Below are 16139 nucleotides of genomic sequence, written 5' to 3' on the forward strand. Positions count from 1 at the left end.
TGGGCAGCTGCGGGCGGATGGTGGCGGGTATTACTTGATCATGTCCCCGTTGGGGGCGACCACGTACCAGACCTCGTTCACGTCCTGCCCGGTGGTGTCGCCTGGGGATTTGTCCTTGGCCCAGTAGTAGATGGGCATGCCGTTGAGGGTGACTTGGTGCATCCCGTCGGGAGTCTCGATGAGCCCCACCTTGGCGGTAACCCCGTCCAATTTCGGCTTTGTTTCAGCCAGTACCGGCGGCCAGGCCGCCAGGCACTCGCCAGTGCAGGCGCTCTTGCCCGAGTTGGGAACATCTTTGGTGAAGTAGTAGACGGTCATTCCCTTGCCGTCCACCACGATCTTGCCAAGATTGGTCTCCGCGGTGGCCAGCGTGCTGGCGGCGCCGGCCGTTTCGCCGCCGGTCTGCCCAGACATCTGCGGAGAAGGCGATTCGCTGGCCATGCCGGATTCGCTCGCCGGCGGCGCCTGCGTCGCTGCGGGCTCCTCGGTACCTGAATTGCCGCCACAACCGGCCAGGACCAGCATGCCAGCGGCCAGCAGGGCGGCCCGGGCTGTCTGTGTGAATTTCATGTGGGTTCCTTTGCCGTCTGCCGGGCGCTGCCCGGAGTGCGGTGCCGCGGGGTGCGACCCGCTATTGGAAAAGACGCCGCACGAGCCCACAATGGTTCAACGCCGGACGGACGGCATTTGTCGGCACCATGCTTCTCGGAACGGATGAACCGAAAGGCCGCCGTCGTCGTCGTACTGGGTAGAAGAACCGGCCCGGAGCCGCCGGCTTCTGACGGTGCGGTTTCCCGCTCAGGGAGGAGGCAGCCATGGCCCTTGATGACGAGGCCGTGGCCCGCCTGTACCGCGAGCACGCCACAGCGCTGCGGCGGTTCGTGCGCGCAGCCACCTCCAACGCCGACCAAGTGGAGGACGTTGTCCAGGAAACCATCCTGCGGGTGTGGAAACGCGGCCCGGAAACGGAGAACATGCGCGGCTACCTGTACCAGACTGCCCGGCACGTCATCATCGACGGCTACCGGCACCGCAGCCGGCGGCCGGAAGAGGCCGAACTGGGTGAAGACGAGCTGGCCGGCGACGAAGACCCGTTTGATCGGCTACTGCTGCGTGTGGTGATGGAGGAAGCTCTGGCGCGAATCAGCACGGACCACCGCAATATTATTGTGGCTCTGCACTACCAGCGGCTCACGGCTCCTGAAGCCGCGCAATCGCTGGGCATTCCGCTGGGCACAGTAAAGTCGCGGGCGTTTTATGCGGCCAAGGCTTTGCGGTCGGTACTGGATGAGATGGGGGTGGGTCAGCCGTGAATACCAGAGAGGAACAGCACCAACTGCTCGGCCTCTACATCCTGGGCGGGCTGGATCGTCATGAACGGGCGTCGTTCGAAGAGCATCTGGCCGATTGCCCGGAGTGCCGCCGGGAAGCCGCCGGACTGGAATCGCTGCCGGACCTGCTGGACGCACTGCCGCGCAGTGCGGCGCTGGACCTGGAGTCCCCGCCGCCGCATGAAGTCGAGCAGCGCACCCGCGAACTGGTGGATGAATTGGCCCAGCGGCGCAGGAAAGAACGACGACGATGGACCGGGCTGGTGGCGGCCGTGGCGGGGGTGTGCCTGGTGGCCGGGGCATCGGTCGGGCCGCTGCTGGCCCAGCAGCAGCAACCGCCGTCGGATACCTACACCCTGACTGCCGACGGCGGCCTGCAGGTTGACGTTGCGCTGGTGCCCAAGACCTGGGGGACGGAGATGGAAGTGGCTGGGCAGAAGCTGCCGGAGAGCGGCATCCTCACCCTGTGGGTGACCGGCAAGTCCGGCTACACCTATCAGGTGGCATCCTGGCAGGCCACTCCGGCCGGCCGGGCCACCCTCACCGCGGCCTGCGCCATGGACACCGACCAAATCGCCTTGGTGGAACTGCGCAACGAGTCGGATGCCACGCTGGCGGCGGTGACCACCAACTGAGCCCGGGCGGGCAGGAGCGGATCGGTTCCGGCGGGGATCAGTTCCGGCGGTAGGCGAGGTCGAAGATCATCCGACCCGCGTCGTGTGCCTTCTGCTCGAAGCTGGTCATGGTCCGGCCATCGAAGCGGGGTGCCCAGCCGCCAACCTCGTCCATGCCCTCACCGGTGCTGGCGTTGCCGGTGCTGACCGGGACCTTGCCCTCGCGGACCGGCGCGCCGCCCACTACCCCTTCGACGCCGCTCTCCCACACCTGGGTCAACGGGCTGTCGGGGCCGCTGCGCTCGCCGGCGTGCAGATTGCTGAAGTCCGGCGAGGCGTCGGCAACCCGGCGCATCTGGATGGCGTAGTCGGACCAGTCCGTGGCCAACCGCCAGATCCCGCCCGGCTGCAGTACGCGGGCGGCGAGCTGGACGAAGCTCTCCTGTACCAGCCGGCGCTTGTGGTGGCGGGTTTTATGCCACGGGTCGGGAAAGAACACCCAGAGCTCGGAAAGCGAGGACTCGGGCAGCATCGTGGCCAGGGCTTCCGGGGCGTTAACCTGCGCGACGCGGACGTTGGCCAGGTTGCGCTGGCCGATCCGCAGCAGGGTCTGCGCCAGTCCGGGACGGTACACCTCCAAGGCAAGGAAGTTCCGTTCCGGGTCCTGTTCTGCGGCATGGCAAACGGCTTCGCCCAGGCCGGAGCCGATCTCCACCACCAACGGGGCCTCGCGCCCGAAGGCGGCCGCCGCATCGAAAACGTAGTCCGGGTCCACGGTGGTGTCGCCGCCGTGCCGGGGGAGGTCGACGGCGAACTTCGGTGCGTAGTCTTCCCAGGCCTGCTGGCGCCGGCCCTGCAGCCGCGAGCCGCGGCGCACAAAGCTGACCGGCTGGGCGAGGTGGACGGGCGGCGTGAGGCGGGCACCGTCGTCGTACGCGGAAGAATCAGGGGTGGGGGAGTTGCTGGTCATCCCTACCAGCGTATCGCCAGTGCGGGTGCGGCCCGGCCGTGCTGTTAGACTGGGGCTACTCGAAAACGTCATTGCCGCGTTTTCCTGCGTCGATGAACGCTTTCATTTGCACCGCCGCTTATCCGTCTGACGACGTGACCCGGCTGATCCGGGGCGGTTGGCACTGTCTGATTTTTCTTCGGCGACCCTGGGCTAACCTGCCGCGGGGACACTGACCGGAAGACATTTGCACTTACTATGACTACTTTTGCTGCCCTTGGCGTGCCCAAGCCCCTCGCTTCGAAGCTCGCCGCCGACGGTATTGAAGCCCCCTTCCCCATCCAGACCGAGACGCTGCCCGATACGCTGGCCGGCCGCGACGTGCTGGGCCGCGGCCGCACCGGTTCCGGCAAGACACTGGCCTTCGCGCTGCCGCTGGTGGCTCGGTTGGCCGAGCGCGAAGCCGCCCATTTCCGCAAGCCGGGCCGCCCGCTGGGCCTGGTGCTGGCGCCCACCCGCGAGCTCGCGACGCAGCTTAACAACACCATCGAACCGCTGGCCGCGGTGCTGGGCCTGAACACCACCGTGATCTACGGTGGCGTTTCCCAACAGCGCCAAGAAAAGGCGCTGCGCGCTGGCGTGGACATCGTGATTGCCTGCCCGGGCCGGCTTGAAGACCTGATGAAGCAGAAAATCATCACGCTGGAATCGGTGGAAATCACCGTGCTGGATGAGGCCGACCACATGGCCGACCTGGGCTTCCTGCCCGTGGTGAAGAAGCTGCTGGACACCACGCCGGCCGGCGGCCAGCGCCTGCTGTTCTCGGCCACGCTGGACAACGGCGTGGACAAGCTGGTGCAGCGCTACCTGTCCAGCCCGCTGACGCACTCGGTGGACGACCCGCAGGCGGCGGTCACCACGATGGAACACCACGTATTCGTGACGCGCGACGCTACGGAAAAGAAGCAGGTGCTCAACAAGCTGGCATCCGGCACCGGCCGCCGCGTGCTGTTCACCCGCACCAAGCACCACGCCCGCAAGCTGGCCAAGGCCCTCACCGCTGCCGGCATCCCGGCGGTGGACCTGCACGGCAACCTCTCGCAGAACGCCCGCGACCGCAACCTGGCCGAGTTCTCCTCCGGCGACGTACGCGTGCTGGTCGCTACCGACGTGGCGGCCCGCGGCGTGCACGTGGACGATGTGGAACTGGTGATCCACGTTGACCCGCCCACCGAGCACAAGGCGTACCTGCACCGTTCGGGCCGGACCGCCCGCGCCGGTTCCGATGGCACCGTGGTGACCCTGGCCCTGCCGGCAGAGCGCCTGGAGGTCGGAAAACTGATGAAGGCCGCCGGAGTGGACGTGGCCTTCGAGAACGTCACGGCCTCCTCTGAGCTGCTGGCGAACCTGGTGGGCGAAGTCGCCGCACCGGTGGATCCGCAGCTGCGGGCCCAGCAGCAGGCATTGAAGCAGCCGCAGCGCGGCGGCGGTACTTCTACCGGCGCCAACGCCCAGCGCAAGCGTGCCCTGCGCACCGGTGGCGGCCGCAGCAACGGTGGCTCGCGCACCGGCGGAGCACCCCGCACCGGTGAAGCGCCCCGCACCGGCGAAAGGCGCCAGCAGGCCGGTGCCGCCCGCGGCGGTCGGTCCGAGGCCGGTCAGCGCCAGCCGTCACGCGGCGAAAACCGCGGCCGTTCGCAGGACGTTGCAGCCCCCAGCCACGGCAGCCACCGGAGTGCCTCCGCGAGTTCGGCTTCCGCCGGGCGGCAGGGCCAGACCGCCGGGGGCAGTCGCACCGGCTCGGGCGGGTCACGCTCCGGCGGTGCGGGCCGTTCGGGCGGCGCGCCGCGCACGGCCGGCGGTTCGCCGCGCGCTGCTGGCACCCGGCCGATCTACCGCTCGGAAACCCCGGCCGCCGAGCGTCCGGCCCGGCGTGGACCACGCCGCGCAACGGCGCCGTCGTCGCAGGAGAAGCGCCGGACCAGCTAGCCGGACCCCCTGGCCGGCCGCGTCGGCTAGCCGGACCGTCTAGCCAAGCCTGGCCCGACTTCGGAGCCCCACCACACTGACAAAGGCCGCGGGGCCGACCTTCCATCTGGCAGGGCGGCCCTGCGGCCTTTGTTCCGCCGTGGGGCAGTTGCGACCGGCGGCCAGATGCATCGCCGTCGTCGAGATGCATCGCCGTCGACCAGGTCCGGGGTTGCAGAGGGTGTCCTCGCGGAGGACCGCTGAACTGGTGCCGAACGCAGGGGCCGTGGAGGATGATGTCGACGCCGGGCCCTGACCTGGCGCTGGCTGGGTGCCTCCACCATGGGGTCCACACCCGCAGGCGTCGGGACGAAGGGTGTGCGCCGCCGGAAGTCAGGGCTCAGGGGCCGCTCAGGGGCATCCCGCATAGCGGCCGGCCGCCCCAGCGGTCAGAATGGTGGGATGAAGGCCCTTCTGAACGTTATCTGGCTGCTCTTCGGCGGCATCTGGCTGGCCCTGGGATACTTTCTCGCCGGCATCGTGTGCTGCCTGCTGATCGTGACGATCCCGTTCGGCATCGCGTCATTTCGGATTGCGGGCTACGCGTTGTGGCCGTTCGGGCGCATGGTGGTGGACCGAGGCGGACGCACCTACTTCCTATCCACAGTGGGAAACATCATCTGGATCTTCGTTGCGGGTATCTGGATCGCGATCGGGCATGTGTTGACGGCCATCGCGCAGGCCATCACCATCATCGGGATTCCGCTGGCGATTGCGAACCTCAAAATGATTCCGGTGTCGCTCACGCCGCTGGGCAAGGAGATTGTGTCAACCGACCGGACGTTCCGCGGTTTTGTTGCCGGGTATCAGCCGGGCACGGCTACCTGGCGCTGAGCTTTGCGGCTGGCCTAGCGGGCTGGAGGCAGGGCGGGGAGTACGCGTCGCTGACCAAGGGAGTGTGCGTCGCCTGCACGGCTAGGTGCGCTACTCGATCGTCATCCGGCGGCTGTCGCTGAGCCCCGGGCCGCGGCGGGCCGATGCGGGCACCACAAACCGCCGTCCTGTCACGACGGTGGGCACTATCCGGACGAGATTGTTCTTCTCACCGGACTGCCACGGGAACAGCGGCAGCAGGGCCGATTCCAGAACGTCGTCGATGCTGGTCAACCGCTGGGCGCTGCCTCGCGCCACCGCGCTCCATGCAACGCTGGTGTCCGGATTGAACCCGTCGACCTCCAGCACCACCTCGTTCGCCAGGGCAGCGTCGAGCTTGGTCCCCGGGGCGGAACGGAATACTAAGCTTCCGTGGTCGACGACGTAATTGACCGGAAAGATCTCCGGGTGCGACTCGACGATGACGCCGAGCCGGCCAAAGTCGGCGCTGCGGAACAATTTCCAGCAATCGTCCGCCGGCAACTGGGTGGTTGCTGACGGCATTTCGTTCGCGGTGGTCATGGCATCAGTGTATTGGTCCGCGGCGGGCCGGGACAGGGGCGGGACTCCGCCGAATACGCGCGGGTTTGCCGCCGCATAACCGGCTCGGAAATTCACGGCCAATGTGGTGCAATGCTCCCCATTATGTGTTGGAATTACCACACGAGCCGCACGCGGCTGAAGGGGACGGCCGGGCGCATCGATCGGTCAGTGGGGGAGACAGCGCCTGTGCCCATGAGGAGGAGGCTCTGCCATGTCCGAACTGACTTCGGATCTATCCGGCGAGTGGCGGTTCGATCCGGCGCATACCCGGATCGGTTTCTCCACCCGCCACGCTATGGTGACCAAAGTCCGGGGAGCGTTCAACGACATCGAGGGCGTCATCCACGCAGACGTGGACAATCCTGCCAATTCCTCAGTCCGACTCACCATCAAGGTTGCCAGCATCGATACGCGCAGCCCGCAGCGCGACCAGCATCTGCGGACCAACGATTTTTTCGATGCGCCGAACTACCCGGAGATCACGTTCGTCAGCACCCGGATCGATCAGGTGGAGGCCGGAAACTTCATTGTGAACGGCGACCTCACCATCCGCGGCGTCACCAAACAGGTGGCGGTGCCGATCGACTTTATCGGCGTGGAACGGGACCCGGGCGGCCAGCTGCGTGCAGGCTTCGAAGGCTCCCGGCGCATTGACCGCCAGGAGTTCGGCGTCAAGTGGAACACTGCGCTGGACTCGGGCGGCATGCTGGTCTCGGACCGCGTGATGCTGGAATTCGAGGTCTCCGCAGTCAAGGTGGAGTCCACCGCCCGGCAGTAAGGCACTTGTGACGCACCTCGCCCGGCTGGAGGCGGTCACCGTCGCCCGGGCCACCTGCGCAGGTGAGCGCGCCTGTTCAGTCTTCGGCCTGATAAACCGAGACCAGTGCTGCAAAGCCGCGCCCGCTGACCTCGGCCGGAACTGCCGAGCCGGCCACGGTGTCGTAGGTGTCCAGCGGGTGGCTGGTGCCGACCGCCGTCGCCTGCGCCTGACCTTGCAGCAGCATCAGGAACTGTCCATCGGCAACGGCCAGAGTCTGTTTCTTGGAGAGCTCGACGATCAACAGTCCCGCGCCCCAGGTCCCGCGCCGGGCCATGACATTCAGCGCGCGGCACGGTCCGGTGGGCAGGCTGCATTCGGCGCTGCTGCCGCCGTCGAACCGGAACGGCCGGAAACGTTCCATCTGGTGCTGGGCGCCGTCCACAGTAAGGAAGGCGACGTCGCCGTCCACCACGGTGAAGATCCGGTCCATGCCGGGGAATTCGGAGAAACTGCCGTCCGAACCGATGTCCGCCAGGCTCAGCCGCCATGCCGGGAGCCCGTCAGCGCCCACGGCGCCAGCCGCCACTTCCCGGGTCACCCCGCCGCCGTTCCGCCACCGCTGTTCCTTCAGCGACGCTGCAGGAATGATTTCCATGGGACTCCTTGTCCGGATGCTAAAGCTGCCGGTCCCAGTTCAGCACATATGCATCTTGGTAGCCGTCCGGGCCGCTGATGGCAGCCGCCGCGTTGCGTTCGAAGCCCAGCGACGTGACAATGCGGATGGACGCGGTGTTGTTCGGATGGATCAGCGCCAGGATGGGCGGCAACTCCAGGAATTCATTGACATGGACGACGACGGCGCCCACCGCCTCGCGCCCGTACCCTCGGTGCCACACGGCAGCGTCGAAGCGGAAATAGAGGTTCAGCACCGGCCGGCCGGACAGGGACACGTGCTTGACCCCGGCAAAGCCGATGGGGTCTTCGCGGCCGGGCAGGCGGACGGCGAAGTAACCCACGCCGTGGTTCTCCCACTGGGCTTCCCAGCGCTGGAAGAGCCCGTCGGCTTCCTCGTTCCATTGCAGCGCGTCCGAAGGATTGAAACGCGTGGTGCGCCGGTCGGAGAGGATGCGGAACATGGCGTCGATATCTCCCGGGGTCGGCTGGTTCAGCAGCAGCCGGGCGGTTTCCAGCATCGTTTCCATTGGCCGCCCACCTCGGTTCCGAATGTTCGAGCACGTCCCGCCTATAGCCTAGGCGCCCGGAGCCCTTCCGGGCAGGCCGTGGGAGCGACAGGATAGTAGGTGTCAACGGATCCCGCAGCCTGTGGATAACTTTACTTCGAAAGTTGAGTTGACTAGACTCAAGTTAGCTATTTTGACCAGTACCGCTGCGGCTGGCCAGATCCGTTACGGAGGATGAGGAGATAAGCGTTGGACGCTAAATTCACCACCAAGAGCCAAGAAGCGCTGTCGGCTGCTGCCATGAATGCGTCGACGGCGGGCAATCCGCAGATCGAGCCAGCCCACCTGCTCAAAGCCCTGATGGACCAGCGCGACGGCGTGGCCGTCGCCGTGCTGAAGTCCGCCGGCGCGGATCCGGATTCGGTGAGCGTGCAGGCGAGTACCTCGATCAAGGCGCTGCCGTCGTCGTCGGGGTCATCCGTGGCGCAGGCCCAGTATTCCCGGGGGCTGCTGCAAGCGGTCCAGGCGGCCCAGCAGGAGGCGGAGCAGCTGGGGGATTCCTATGTCTCCACCGAACACCTGCTGCTCGGGCTCTCGGCGGACAGCGGCGCCGTCGGGAAGATCCTGCGGGATGCCGGAGCCTCCCACGAGGCGCTGCTCGCTGCGCTGCCGGGCGTCCGCGGCGACCGGAAGGTCAACAGCGCGGACCCGGAAAATACGTTCCAGGCGCTGGAAAAATTTGGCACCGACCTGACCGCCATAGCGCGTTCCGGCAAGCTGGATCCGGTGATCGGCCGGGACGCGGAAATCCGCCGCGTGGTCCAGGTGCTCTCGCGCAGGACCAAGAACAATCCGGTGCTGATCGGCGAGCCCGGCGTCGGCAAGACCGCCGTCGTCGAAGGGCTGGCGCAGCGGATGGTCGCCGGCGACGTGCCCGAATCGCTGCGCGGCAAGACGCTGATGGCGCTGGACCTCGCGGCCATGGTGGCCGGCGCCAAGTACCGCGGCGAGTTCGAGGAGCGGCTGAAGGCCGTGCTGGAGGAAATCAAGAACTCCGACGGACAGATTGTCACCTTCATCGACGAGATCCACACCGTCGTCGGCGCGGGGGCTTCCGAGGGATCGATGGACGCGGGCAACATGCTCAAGCCGATGCTGGCCCGCGGTGAGCTGAGGCTGATCGGCGCCACCACGCTGGACGAATACCGCGAGAACATTGAGAAGGACCCGGCGCTGGAGCGCCGCTTCCAGCAGGTCTACGTGGGCGAGCCGAGCGTGGAGGACACTATCGGCATCCTTCGCGGGCTCAAGGAACGCTACGAGGCCCACCACAAGGTCTCGATTGGCGACTCGGCCCTAGTGGCAGCGGCGACGCTGTCCAACCGCTACATCTCCGGCCGGCAGCTGCCGGACAAGGCGATCGACCTGGTGGACGAGGCCGCCTCCCGGCTGCGGATGGAAATCGACTCGGCGCCGGAGGAGATTGACCAGTTGCGCCGCGCCGTCGACCGCCTCACCATGGAAGAGCTGGCGCTGGCCAATGAAACGGACGCGGCCTCGCGGGAGCGGCTGGAAGCACTGCGCGCCGACATGGCGGACAAGAAGGAACAGTTGGCCGGCCTCAACGCCCGCTGGGAAGCGGAAAAGGCCGGGCTGAACCGGGTGGGCGACCTCAAGGCCAAGTTGGACGAGCTGCGCTCGCAGGCGGACAAGTCGCAACGCGAGGGCGACCTCGCGGAGGCTTCCCGGATCCTGTACGGCGAGATCCCGACGTTGGAAAAGGACCTGGCCACCGCGCAGGCGGCCGAAGAGCAGGGCGGCGCCGGCCGCGACCAGATGGTTTCCGAAGAGGTGACCGCCGACGACATCGCCGAGGTGATCTCCGCCTGGACCGGCATTCCGGCCGGCCGCATGCTGCAAGGTGAAAGCCAGAAGCTGCTGCACATGGAGGAGTTCATCGGCTCCCGGCTGATCGGCCAGAGGACGGCGGTTGCCTCGGTGTCCGACGCCGTCCGGCGGGCCCGGGCCGGGATCAGCGACCCGGACCGGCCCACCGGCTCCTTCCTTTTCCTGGGCCCCACCGGCGTCGGCAAGACGGAACTGGCCAAGGCGCTGGCGGACTTCCTGTTCGACGACGAACGCGCGATGGTCCGGATCGATATGAGCGAGTATTCGGAGAAGCACTCCGTGTCCCGCCTGGTCGGTGCCCCGCCCGGCTACGTGGGCTACGAAGAAGGCGGCCAGCTCACCGAGGCCGTGCGCCGGCGGCCGTACTCGGTGGTGCTGTTGGACGAGGTGGAGAAGGCCCATCCCGAGGTCTTCGACATCCTGCTGCAGGTGCTCGACGACGGACGCCTCACCGACGGGCAGGGCCGCACGGTGGACTTCCGCAACGTGATCCTGGTGCTGACCTCCAACCTGGGTTCGCAGTTCCTAGTGGACCAGTCCATGGATCAGGAGAAGAAGCGCGAAGCCGTCCTGAACGTGGTGCACGCAAGCTTCAAGCCCGAGTTCCTCAACCGGCTGGACGACGTGATCATCTTCGACCCGCTGAGCATCGACGAGCTGTCCCGGATTGTTGACCTGCAGGTGGCCTCGCTCGCCGCCCGGCTGGCCGACCGGCGGCTGGTCCTGGAGGTCACGGACGCGGCCCGGGAGTGGCTGGCCCTGGCCGGCTTCGACCCGGCCTTCGGCGCCCGGCCGCTGCGCCGCTTGGTGCAACGGGAAATCGGCGACAAACTGGCCCGCGGCCTGCTGGCCGGCGAGATCAGCGACGGCGACACGGTGCTGGTGGATGCGCCGCAGATCGACGCCGAGAACGGGGCCGGCGGCCTCACCGTGCAGGCCAAGGTGGGCGCCTTCCGAAACGGCTAGCGCGGGCCGCTCCTGGAACAGAAAAGTCCGGCGACCGTCGCATCAGCGGCGGTCGCCGGACCTTTGTGGCAACAGGCTGACTAATCGACCAGGGTGCCGGTGATTTGCTCGCCTTCGGCTGCGATCTTGAAGCAATCGATCCTGCGGTCGCCCTGCGCCCAGGTTCCCTTCGACGGCATCCCGTAGGAGTCCTTGAGCTCGGGCTGGTCGGCTGCGGCGTCATTGAGGACGACGGCGGTGCAGACTTCCTGCGCCTTGATGTTCAGTGCGTCGGCACCCGGGAACTCTTCGTCGTCGCCGTAGGAGAACGTTCCGACCAGCTGGGCCTTGTGCGGGGTGTCGCAGGTGACCACGGTGGCGTCGCGCATCACGGCCTCGAACTTGGTGAAGCACTGGCCCTGCTGGAAGTCGAACGGGGAGACATCCTCGGCGACCACGCCGTCTGCATGTGCCGTCTCCGCCTGGCTCTGCGACGACGAGGGGCCGGCCGCCCCGCCGGCCGGCGAGCTGCTGGTCAGGCTGGATACGATGATGGCGATAATCACGACGGCTACAACGACCACTGCGCCGATGATGATCAGTGGCTTCCAGTCGATGTTCCGGCCCGATGCGGCAGGGTCGTCGCCAGCGGCAGGAACATCGCCGGCTGCGGCATCCGCACTGTTGCCGGGTGCGCCGCCGTCGGGGGTGGAATACCATTTCTTCTCCGGCGCGGAACCGTCGGCGCTCGCCGGCGCGGAGTCCCAATGCGACGGCGGGACCGCGGGTGATGTCGGGGGGACCGCGGGGGCCGAGGGCCGGACCGCCGGGGCCGACGGCGTGGCCTCCGGTGGCTGCGCCGCCGGGAGGGCCTCAGCGCTAGCCACGTCGTCCTGAAGGCCCGGTGACGCCCCGGCCGGCGCCGTGCCGCTGGCGTTGGGGCGACCGCCGTCGTCCCTGCCTCCGAATAACCGCTCGGCAGCTTCGACTTCTTCCTCCACCGCCTGCGCTTCGGCGGCAGCTTCCGCCAAATCCGCCTCGGCCGCAATCTCGTCGCTGATGTGCGCTTCGCCTAGGTGCGGTTCAGTCAGCTCGACTTCGTCGGCCGTGACGTGGAGCTCGGGATCAGGCACTTCGAGGTTCTCCGGGCCCTGCTGCGGAGACCTCCCGCGGTCGTCAGGCCGCTTGTCCTGTTCGCTCATGGGGAAACTTGCCTTCCGTGCGTGTTGTCCTCCGGGAGAAAAGGAGAACGGGTCAGGACGACTTTAGCCAACAATCCCCTTGCGTGGCACGATTTTGCCGTTTCCAGACGAGGAGGGAGTCGCTTCGCGGCGACTGGCGGCCCTGCCACGAGCAGCGTGGAAAACCATGTACCCTAGAGGTACGACAGAATTGATCAATTATTCCGGAGCCTCGTGCGCCTTACCGTGCGACCACCTCCGGATCGACGTACAAAGGGGGTCACGCCATGGGGCGCGGCCGTCAGAAGGCAAAAGCAACCAGGCAGGCCCGGGACATGAAGTATTACAGCCCGGCCACTGACCTCACTGCTCTCCAGCGCGAACTCGGTGCTGCGAAACGCCATACCTCCGACGCATTCTCCGATAATCCGCATGAGCCGGATTATTCGGTCTATGAGGACAAGTACGCGGATCAGTACGACGACGACGAGGATGAAGGCAGCCGCAACGTCGGTTAGCCAGCCTTGGGCGCTGTCCCGGTCGAAACCCTTCCGGCGGGACTTCCCGCCTGGTTCCACACGGCGAGGACCCGCCGGTGCTGTGAATCCCCGTCGGGACGCATGTCTACCAGCGCTGCCTGCGCCACCCGCACAACTGCACCAGGCTGAAGGCGTCCTTCTGCCTGGTGGCTGATGTGCGGGCGGAAGTTCTGGCGGGCGTGGTGCGGACTGAACAGATGGACATCCGTACCGAGTTCGTCGAGCAGGCGGTCATGCAGCTGCTGCAGTTGCGGATGTGGTTCCACCAGCGAGACCGGCACTGAATGGTTTCTGCCGAAGAAGTCGTCCGCTCCGGTGCGTACGTCAAACCCCAGCCGGCCGGAGAGTGCGCGGCCAATCCGCTCGGCGACGCCCTCGGCAGGCTCCCTGCTGTCGAAGCGCGCCAACGTGATGTGCAGCGGCCAGTCGCTCCTCCGGAACATGTGCCCGGCCCGCACCGGCCTGATGAACACCACCACCACGTACGCACCCATACGCCCAGTGTGCACCCGGCGTAGACGGTGGACATCGGCCAAAGCAAAACCGCCCCTGCACCGGTGAGCGGTGCAGGGGCGGTCCAGCGCCAGGAACGGCTCAGGCGTATGAATTGACCAGATGGACGGCGCCGCCGTCGACGCCCTTGGCGCCTTGGACAAAGTCGACACCGCCCAGCGAAGCGTCGACCGGGGCAACCTGCCCCATGACCCAAGCGGGCACGCCGCGCTCGTTCAGCCGCTGCAGGGCGGCGTCGGCTCCGGCGGCGTCCACGATGGCGACCATGCCGACGCCGAGGTTAAGCGTCCGCTCCAGATCGGCCTGCGGCACGTTGCCTAGTTCGGCGATGAGCTTGAAGATGGCAGGCAGTTCCCAGGTGGAGCGGTCCACCGTGGCCATCAGTCCTTGCGGCAGCACGCGAGCGAGGTTGGCAGCCAGACCGCCGCCGGTGACGTGGCTGAAGCCGTGGACGCCGGCCGCTTCAAAGCGGGCCAGGTCCAGGCAATCCGCCGCGTAGACGCGGGTAGGCTCCAGTAGTTCTTCGCCCAGCGTCCGACCGAGCTCGGTCACCTGCCGGTCCAGCGCCCAGCCGGCGTGGTTGATCACGCGCCGAACCAGCGAGTACCCGTTGGAGTGGATGCCCGAGGACGCCATGCCGATCACGACGTCGCCGTCCTTGACCCGCTCCGGTCCGAGCAGGGCGTCGGCCTCCACCAGCCCGGTGGCAGCACCGGCAACATCGTATTCGTGCTCGCCCAGCAGGCCGGGATGTTCGGCTGTTTCGCCGCCCACCAGCGCGGTGCCGGCCACCTCGCAAGCGGCCGCGATGCCGCGCACAATATCCGCAATGCGCTCGGGAACCACCTTGCCGCAGGCGATGTAGTCGGTCATGAACAGCGGCTCGGCGCCCACCACTACAATGTCGTCGACGACCATGCCGACCAGATCAAAACCGATGGTGTCGTGGATATCCATGGCCTGCGCGATCGCCACCTTGGTGCCCACCCCGTCGGTGGAGGTGGCGAGCAGCGGCTTGCGGTACTTCAGCAGGGCCGAGACATCGTACAGTCCGGCGAAACCGCCGACCCCGCCGATCACGTTGGAGTTGTGAGTGGCCCTGATGGCACCCTTCATCAGCTCAACCGCCCGGTCGCCGGCTTCGACGTCGACGCCGGCGCTGGCATAGGTGATCTGGCCCTGTTCGGGGGAGGTCATACTCGCTCTTTCTTGTCTTCGGCGGTCAGGAGGTTCTCCAGGTCCGAGTCCGGCCCTGGGTCGCAGGAGCCATGCTCCGGTTCGTCGCTGCTGCGCTCAAGCAAATTTTTGCCCAGGCGGTCCGCGGGCGGCAGTTCGATCGGATACTCGCCGGTGAAGCAGGCGGTGCACAGCTGCTCCCGCGGCTGCTGTGTGGCATCAATCATGCCCTCTTCGGAGATGTAGCCCAGGCTGTCGGCCCCGAGGGAGGCCCTGACATCTTCAACGCCGATTCCATTGGCGATCAGCTCGGCCCGGCTGGCGAAGTCAATGCCGTAGAAGCAAGGCCACTTGATGGGCGGTGACGAGATCCGCACGTGCACCTCGGCCGCCCCGGCTTCACGGAGCATCCGAACCAGGGCCCGCTGGGTGTTGCCGCGGACGATCGAATCGTCGATGACCACCAGCCGCTTGCCCTGCACGACGGACTTCAGCGGGTTCAGCTTCAGCCGGATGCCCAGCTGGCGGATGGTCTGGCTGGGCTGGATGAAGGTCCGGCCCACGTAGGCATTCTTGACCAGCCCCTGGCCGTAGGGGATGCCGGATGCTTCGGCGTAGCCGATGGCTGCCGGTGTTCCGGACTCCGGCGTGGGGATCACCAGGTCGGCTTCGACCGGATGTTCCTTCGCCAGCTTGCGGCCCATCTCCACGCGGGCGGCGTGGATGCTGCGGCCGTTGATGGCGGTGTCCGGCCGGGCCAGGTAGACGTACTCGAAGACGCAGCCGGCGGGCTTTTTCTCGGCGAAACGCTGGGAGCGCAGTCCGTTCTCGTCGATCGCAATGAATTCGCCCGGCTCAACTTCGCGGACGAAGGAAGCGCCGACGATGTCCAGCGCAGCAGTCTCTGAGGCCACCACCCAGCCGCGGTCCAGCCGGCCGAGTACCAGCGGGCGAACTCCCGCTGTGTCGCGGGCGGCATACAGGGTGCCTTCATCCATGAAGGTGAAGCAGAACGCGCCGCGCAGCTTGGGCAGCAGTTCCATCGTGCGTTCTTCGAGCGACTGGCCTTCCTGGCCGGCCATCAGCGCGGTTACCAGTGCGGTGTCAGTGGTATTGCCCTGGGCCATTTCGCCGCGCTCGGGCTTGCCGAATTTCTCCAGCACCTTCTCGTACAGCTCTGCGGAGTTGGTCAGGTTGCCGTTGTGGGCCAGCGCCACGGTGCCGGTGGCGGTAGCGCCCAAGGTGGGCTGTGCATTGGCCCAGGTGGAGCCGCCGGTCGTGGAGTAGCGGCAATGGCCGACGGCGATGTGCCCGGTCAGCGTGTTAAGCGTGGTTTCGTCAAAGACCTGGGACACCAGACCCATGTCCTTATAGACGTTGATGCGCTTGCCGTCGCTGGTTGCAATACCGGCGGACTCTTGTCCGCGGTGCTGCAAAGCGTACAGGCCGTAGTAGGTCATTTTTGCTACTTCTTCCCCGGGGGCCCAGACGCCGAAAACGCCGCAGGCATCCTGGGGTCCCTTTTCGCCGGGAAGAAGATCATGGGAGAGTTTTCCGTCACCGCGTGCCACCCGCTCATTCTCTCATGTGCCCGGCGG

Annotated in this window: 16 protein-coding genes; 7 read left to right on the forward strand and 9 right to left on the reverse strand. The window is 66.9% G+C overall.

The window, feature by feature from the left end; genetic code table 11:
- Positions 1–30: 30 nt before the first annotated feature.
- Positions 31–570, reverse strand: coding sequence for a COG4315 family predicted lipoprotein (locus AC5RW2_RS10610; RefSeq protein WP_493962436.1), 540 nt, complete (start codon positions 568–570; stop codon positions 31–33).
- 245 nt (positions 571–815) lie between these two features.
- Here AC5RW2_RS10610 and AC5RW2_RS10615 point away from each other — a divergent pair, with 245 nt between their 5' ends.
- Positions 816–1313, forward strand: coding sequence for a sigma-70 family RNA polymerase sigma factor (locus AC5RW2_RS10615; protein WP_493949254.1), 498 nt, complete (start codon positions 816–818; stop codon positions 1311–1313).
- Positions 1310–1966, forward strand: coding sequence for an anti-sigma factor family protein (locus tag AC5RW2_RS10620; RefSeq protein ID WP_493962435.1), 657 nt, complete (start codon positions 1310–1312; stop codon positions 1964–1966). The genes AC5RW2_RS10615 and AC5RW2_RS10620 overlap by 4 nt, the downstream gene beginning before the upstream one ends.
- A 37-nt stretch (positions 1967–2003) precedes the next feature.
- On the opposite strand, the gene trmB is transcribed toward AC5RW2_RS10620, so the two are convergent.
- Positions 2004–2915 (reverse strand): tRNA (guanosine(46)-N7)-methyltransferase TrmB, encoded by a 912-nt coding sequence (trmB, locus tag AC5RW2_RS10625; protein ID WP_493962434.1) that lies wholly within the window; start codon positions 2913–2915, stop codon positions 2004–2006.
- A gap of 237 nt (positions 2916–3152) precedes the next feature.
- Here trmB and AC5RW2_RS10630 point away from each other — a divergent pair, with 237 nt between their 5' ends.
- Positions 3153–4883, forward strand: a complete 1731-nt coding sequence (locus AC5RW2_RS10630; RefSeq protein WP_493962433.1) for a DEAD/DEAH box helicase — start codon at positions 3153–3155, stop codon at positions 4881–4883.
- Positions 4884–5324: 441 nt separating this feature from the next.
- Positions 5325–5756 (forward strand): YccF domain-containing protein, encoded by a 432-nt coding sequence (locus tag AC5RW2_RS10635; protein WP_493962432.1) that lies wholly within the window; start codon positions 5325–5327, stop codon positions 5754–5756.
- A gap of 90 nt (positions 5757–5846) precedes the next feature.
- Here AC5RW2_RS10635 and AC5RW2_RS10640 read toward each other — a convergent pair whose 3' ends face one another.
- Complete coding sequence (locus AC5RW2_RS10640) at positions 5847–6317, reverse strand: pyridoxamine 5'-phosphate oxidase family protein (RefSeq protein WP_493962431.1); 471 nt, start codon at positions 6315–6317, stop codon at positions 5847–5849.
- A 232-nt stretch (positions 6318–6549) separates the two neighbouring features.
- On the opposite strand from AC5RW2_RS10640, the gene AC5RW2_RS10645 reads away from it, so the two are divergent.
- Complete coding sequence (locus AC5RW2_RS10645; RefSeq protein ID WP_493949260.1) at positions 6550–7116, forward strand: YceI family protein; 567 nt, start codon at positions 6550–6552, stop codon at positions 7114–7116.
- Positions 7117–7192: 76 nt separating this feature from the next.
- Here the strand turns inward: AC5RW2_RS10645 and AC5RW2_RS10650 are convergent, their stop codons facing one another.
- Positions 7193–7753: a HutD/Ves family protein gene (locus AC5RW2_RS10650; RefSeq protein ID WP_493962430.1), complete on the reverse strand. Its 561-nt coding sequence runs from the start codon at positions 7751–7753 to the stop codon at positions 7193–7195.
- Positions 7754–7772: 19 nt separating this feature from the next.
- The gene (locus AC5RW2_RS10655) at positions 7773–8300 is read right to left on the reverse strand and encodes a GNAT family N-acetyltransferase (protein WP_493949262.1); all 528 of its coding nucleotides are present in this window, start codon (positions 8298–8300) and stop codon (positions 7773–7775) included.
- A 228-nt stretch (positions 8301–8528) separates the two neighbouring features.
- Between AC5RW2_RS10655 and clpB the strand changes: the two genes are divergently transcribed.
- Positions 8529–11153 carry an ATP-dependent chaperone ClpB gene (clpB, locus tag AC5RW2_RS10660; RefSeq protein WP_493949263.1) on the forward strand — a complete coding sequence of 875 codons (2625 nt, stop codon included), beginning with the start codon at positions 8529–8531 and terminating at the stop codon, positions 11151–11153.
- Between the two features lie 80 nt (positions 11154–11233).
- Here clpB and AC5RW2_RS10665 read toward each other — a convergent pair whose 3' ends face one another.
- Positions 11234–12334 carry a septum formation family protein gene (locus AC5RW2_RS10665; protein WP_493962429.1) on the reverse strand — a complete coding sequence of 367 codons (1101 nt, stop codon included), beginning with the start codon at positions 12332–12334 and terminating at the stop codon, positions 11234–11236.
- A 266-nt stretch (positions 12335–12600) separates the two neighbouring features.
- Here AC5RW2_RS10665 and AC5RW2_RS10670 point away from each other — a divergent pair, with 266 nt between their 5' ends.
- On the forward strand, positions 12601–12831 hold the full coding sequence (locus AC5RW2_RS10670) for a DUF3073 domain-containing protein (RefSeq protein ID WP_493939162.1): 231 nt from the start codon (positions 12601–12603) through the stop codon (positions 12829–12831).
- Here AC5RW2_RS10670 and AC5RW2_RS10675 read toward each other — a convergent pair.
- The 3 genes from AC5RW2_RS10675 to purF form a co-directional block, all read right to left on the reverse strand.
- Positions 12828–13346: a 2'-5' RNA ligase family protein gene (locus AC5RW2_RS10675; RefSeq protein ID WP_493962428.1), complete on the reverse strand. Its 519-nt coding sequence runs from the start codon at positions 13344–13346 to the stop codon at positions 12828–12830. The two genes, AC5RW2_RS10670 and AC5RW2_RS10675, sit on opposite strands and share 4 nt — an antisense overlap.
- A gap of 100 nt (positions 13347–13446) precedes the next feature.
- A complete protein-coding gene (purM, locus tag AC5RW2_RS10680) occupies positions 13447–14562 on the reverse strand; it encodes a phosphoribosylformylglycinamidine cyclo-ligase (RefSeq protein ID WP_493949267.1) in 1116 nt (371 codons plus the stop codon).
- The gene (gene purF / locus AC5RW2_RS10685) at positions 14559–16112 is read right to left on the reverse strand and encodes an amidophosphoribosyltransferase (RefSeq protein ID WP_493962427.1); all 1554 of its coding nucleotides are present in this window, start codon (positions 16110–16112) and stop codon (positions 14559–14561) included. The genes purM and purF overlap by 4 nt, the downstream gene beginning before the upstream one ends.
- Positions 16113–16139 lie beyond the last annotated feature (27 nt).

The organism is Arthrobacter sp. B0316-1-20 (assembly GCF_059091865.1).

What these genes read in the sequence shown, in the direction of transcription:
- AC5RW2_RS10610 (WP_493962436.1), bottom strand. Translation starts at nt 570, where the DNA reads ATGAAATTCACACAGACAGCCCGGGCCGCCCTGCTGGCCGCTGGCATG.
- AC5RW2_RS10630 (WP_493962433.1), top strand. Translation starts at nt 3,153, where the DNA reads ATGACTACTTTTGCTGCCCTTGGCGTGCCCAAGCCCCTCGCTTCGAAG.
- AC5RW2_RS10640 (WP_493962431.1), bottom strand. Translation starts at nt 6,317, where the DNA reads ATGACCACCGCGAACGAAATGCCGTCAGCAACCACCCAGTTGCCGGCG.
- AC5RW2_RS10665 (WP_493962429.1), bottom strand. Translation starts at nt 12,334, where the DNA reads ATGAGCGAACAGGACAAGCGGCCTGACGACCGCGGGAGGTCTCCGCAG.
- AC5RW2_RS10675 (WP_493962428.1), bottom strand. Translation starts at nt 13,346, where the DNA reads ATGGGTGCGTACGTGGTGGTGGTGTTCATCAGGCCGGTGCGGGCCGGG.
- AC5RW2_RS10635 (WP_493962432.1), top strand. Translation starts at nt 5,325, where the DNA reads ATGAAGGCCCTTCTGAACGTTATCTGGCTGCTCTTCGGCGGCATCTGG.
- AC5RW2_RS10670 (WP_493939162.1), top strand. Translation starts at nt 12,601, where the DNA reads ATGGGGCGCGGCCGTCAGAAGGCAAAAGCAACCAGGCAGGCCCGGGAC.
- purM (WP_493949267.1), bottom strand. Translation starts at nt 14,562, where the DNA reads ATGACCTCCCCCGAACAGGGCCAGATCACCTATGCCAGCGCCGGCGTC.
- AC5RW2_RS10655 (WP_493949262.1), bottom strand. Translation starts at nt 8,300, where the DNA reads ATGGAAACGATGCTGGAAACCGCCCGGCTGCTGCTGAACCAGCCGACC.
- AC5RW2_RS10645 (WP_493949260.1), top strand. Translation starts at nt 6,550, where the DNA reads ATGTCCGAACTGACTTCGGATCTATCCGGCGAGTGGCGGTTCGATCCG.
- trmB (WP_493962434.1), bottom strand. Translation starts at nt 2,915, where the DNA reads ATGACCAGCAACTCCCCCACCCCTGATTCTTCCGCGTACGACGACGGT.
- AC5RW2_RS10650 (WP_493962430.1), bottom strand. Translation starts at nt 7,753, where the DNA reads ATGGAAATCATTCCTGCAGCGTCGCTGAAGGAACAGCGGTGGCGGAAC.
- AC5RW2_RS10615 (WP_493949254.1), top strand. Translation starts at nt 816, where the DNA reads ATGGCCCTTGATGACGAGGCCGTGGCCCGCCTGTACCGCGAGCACGCC.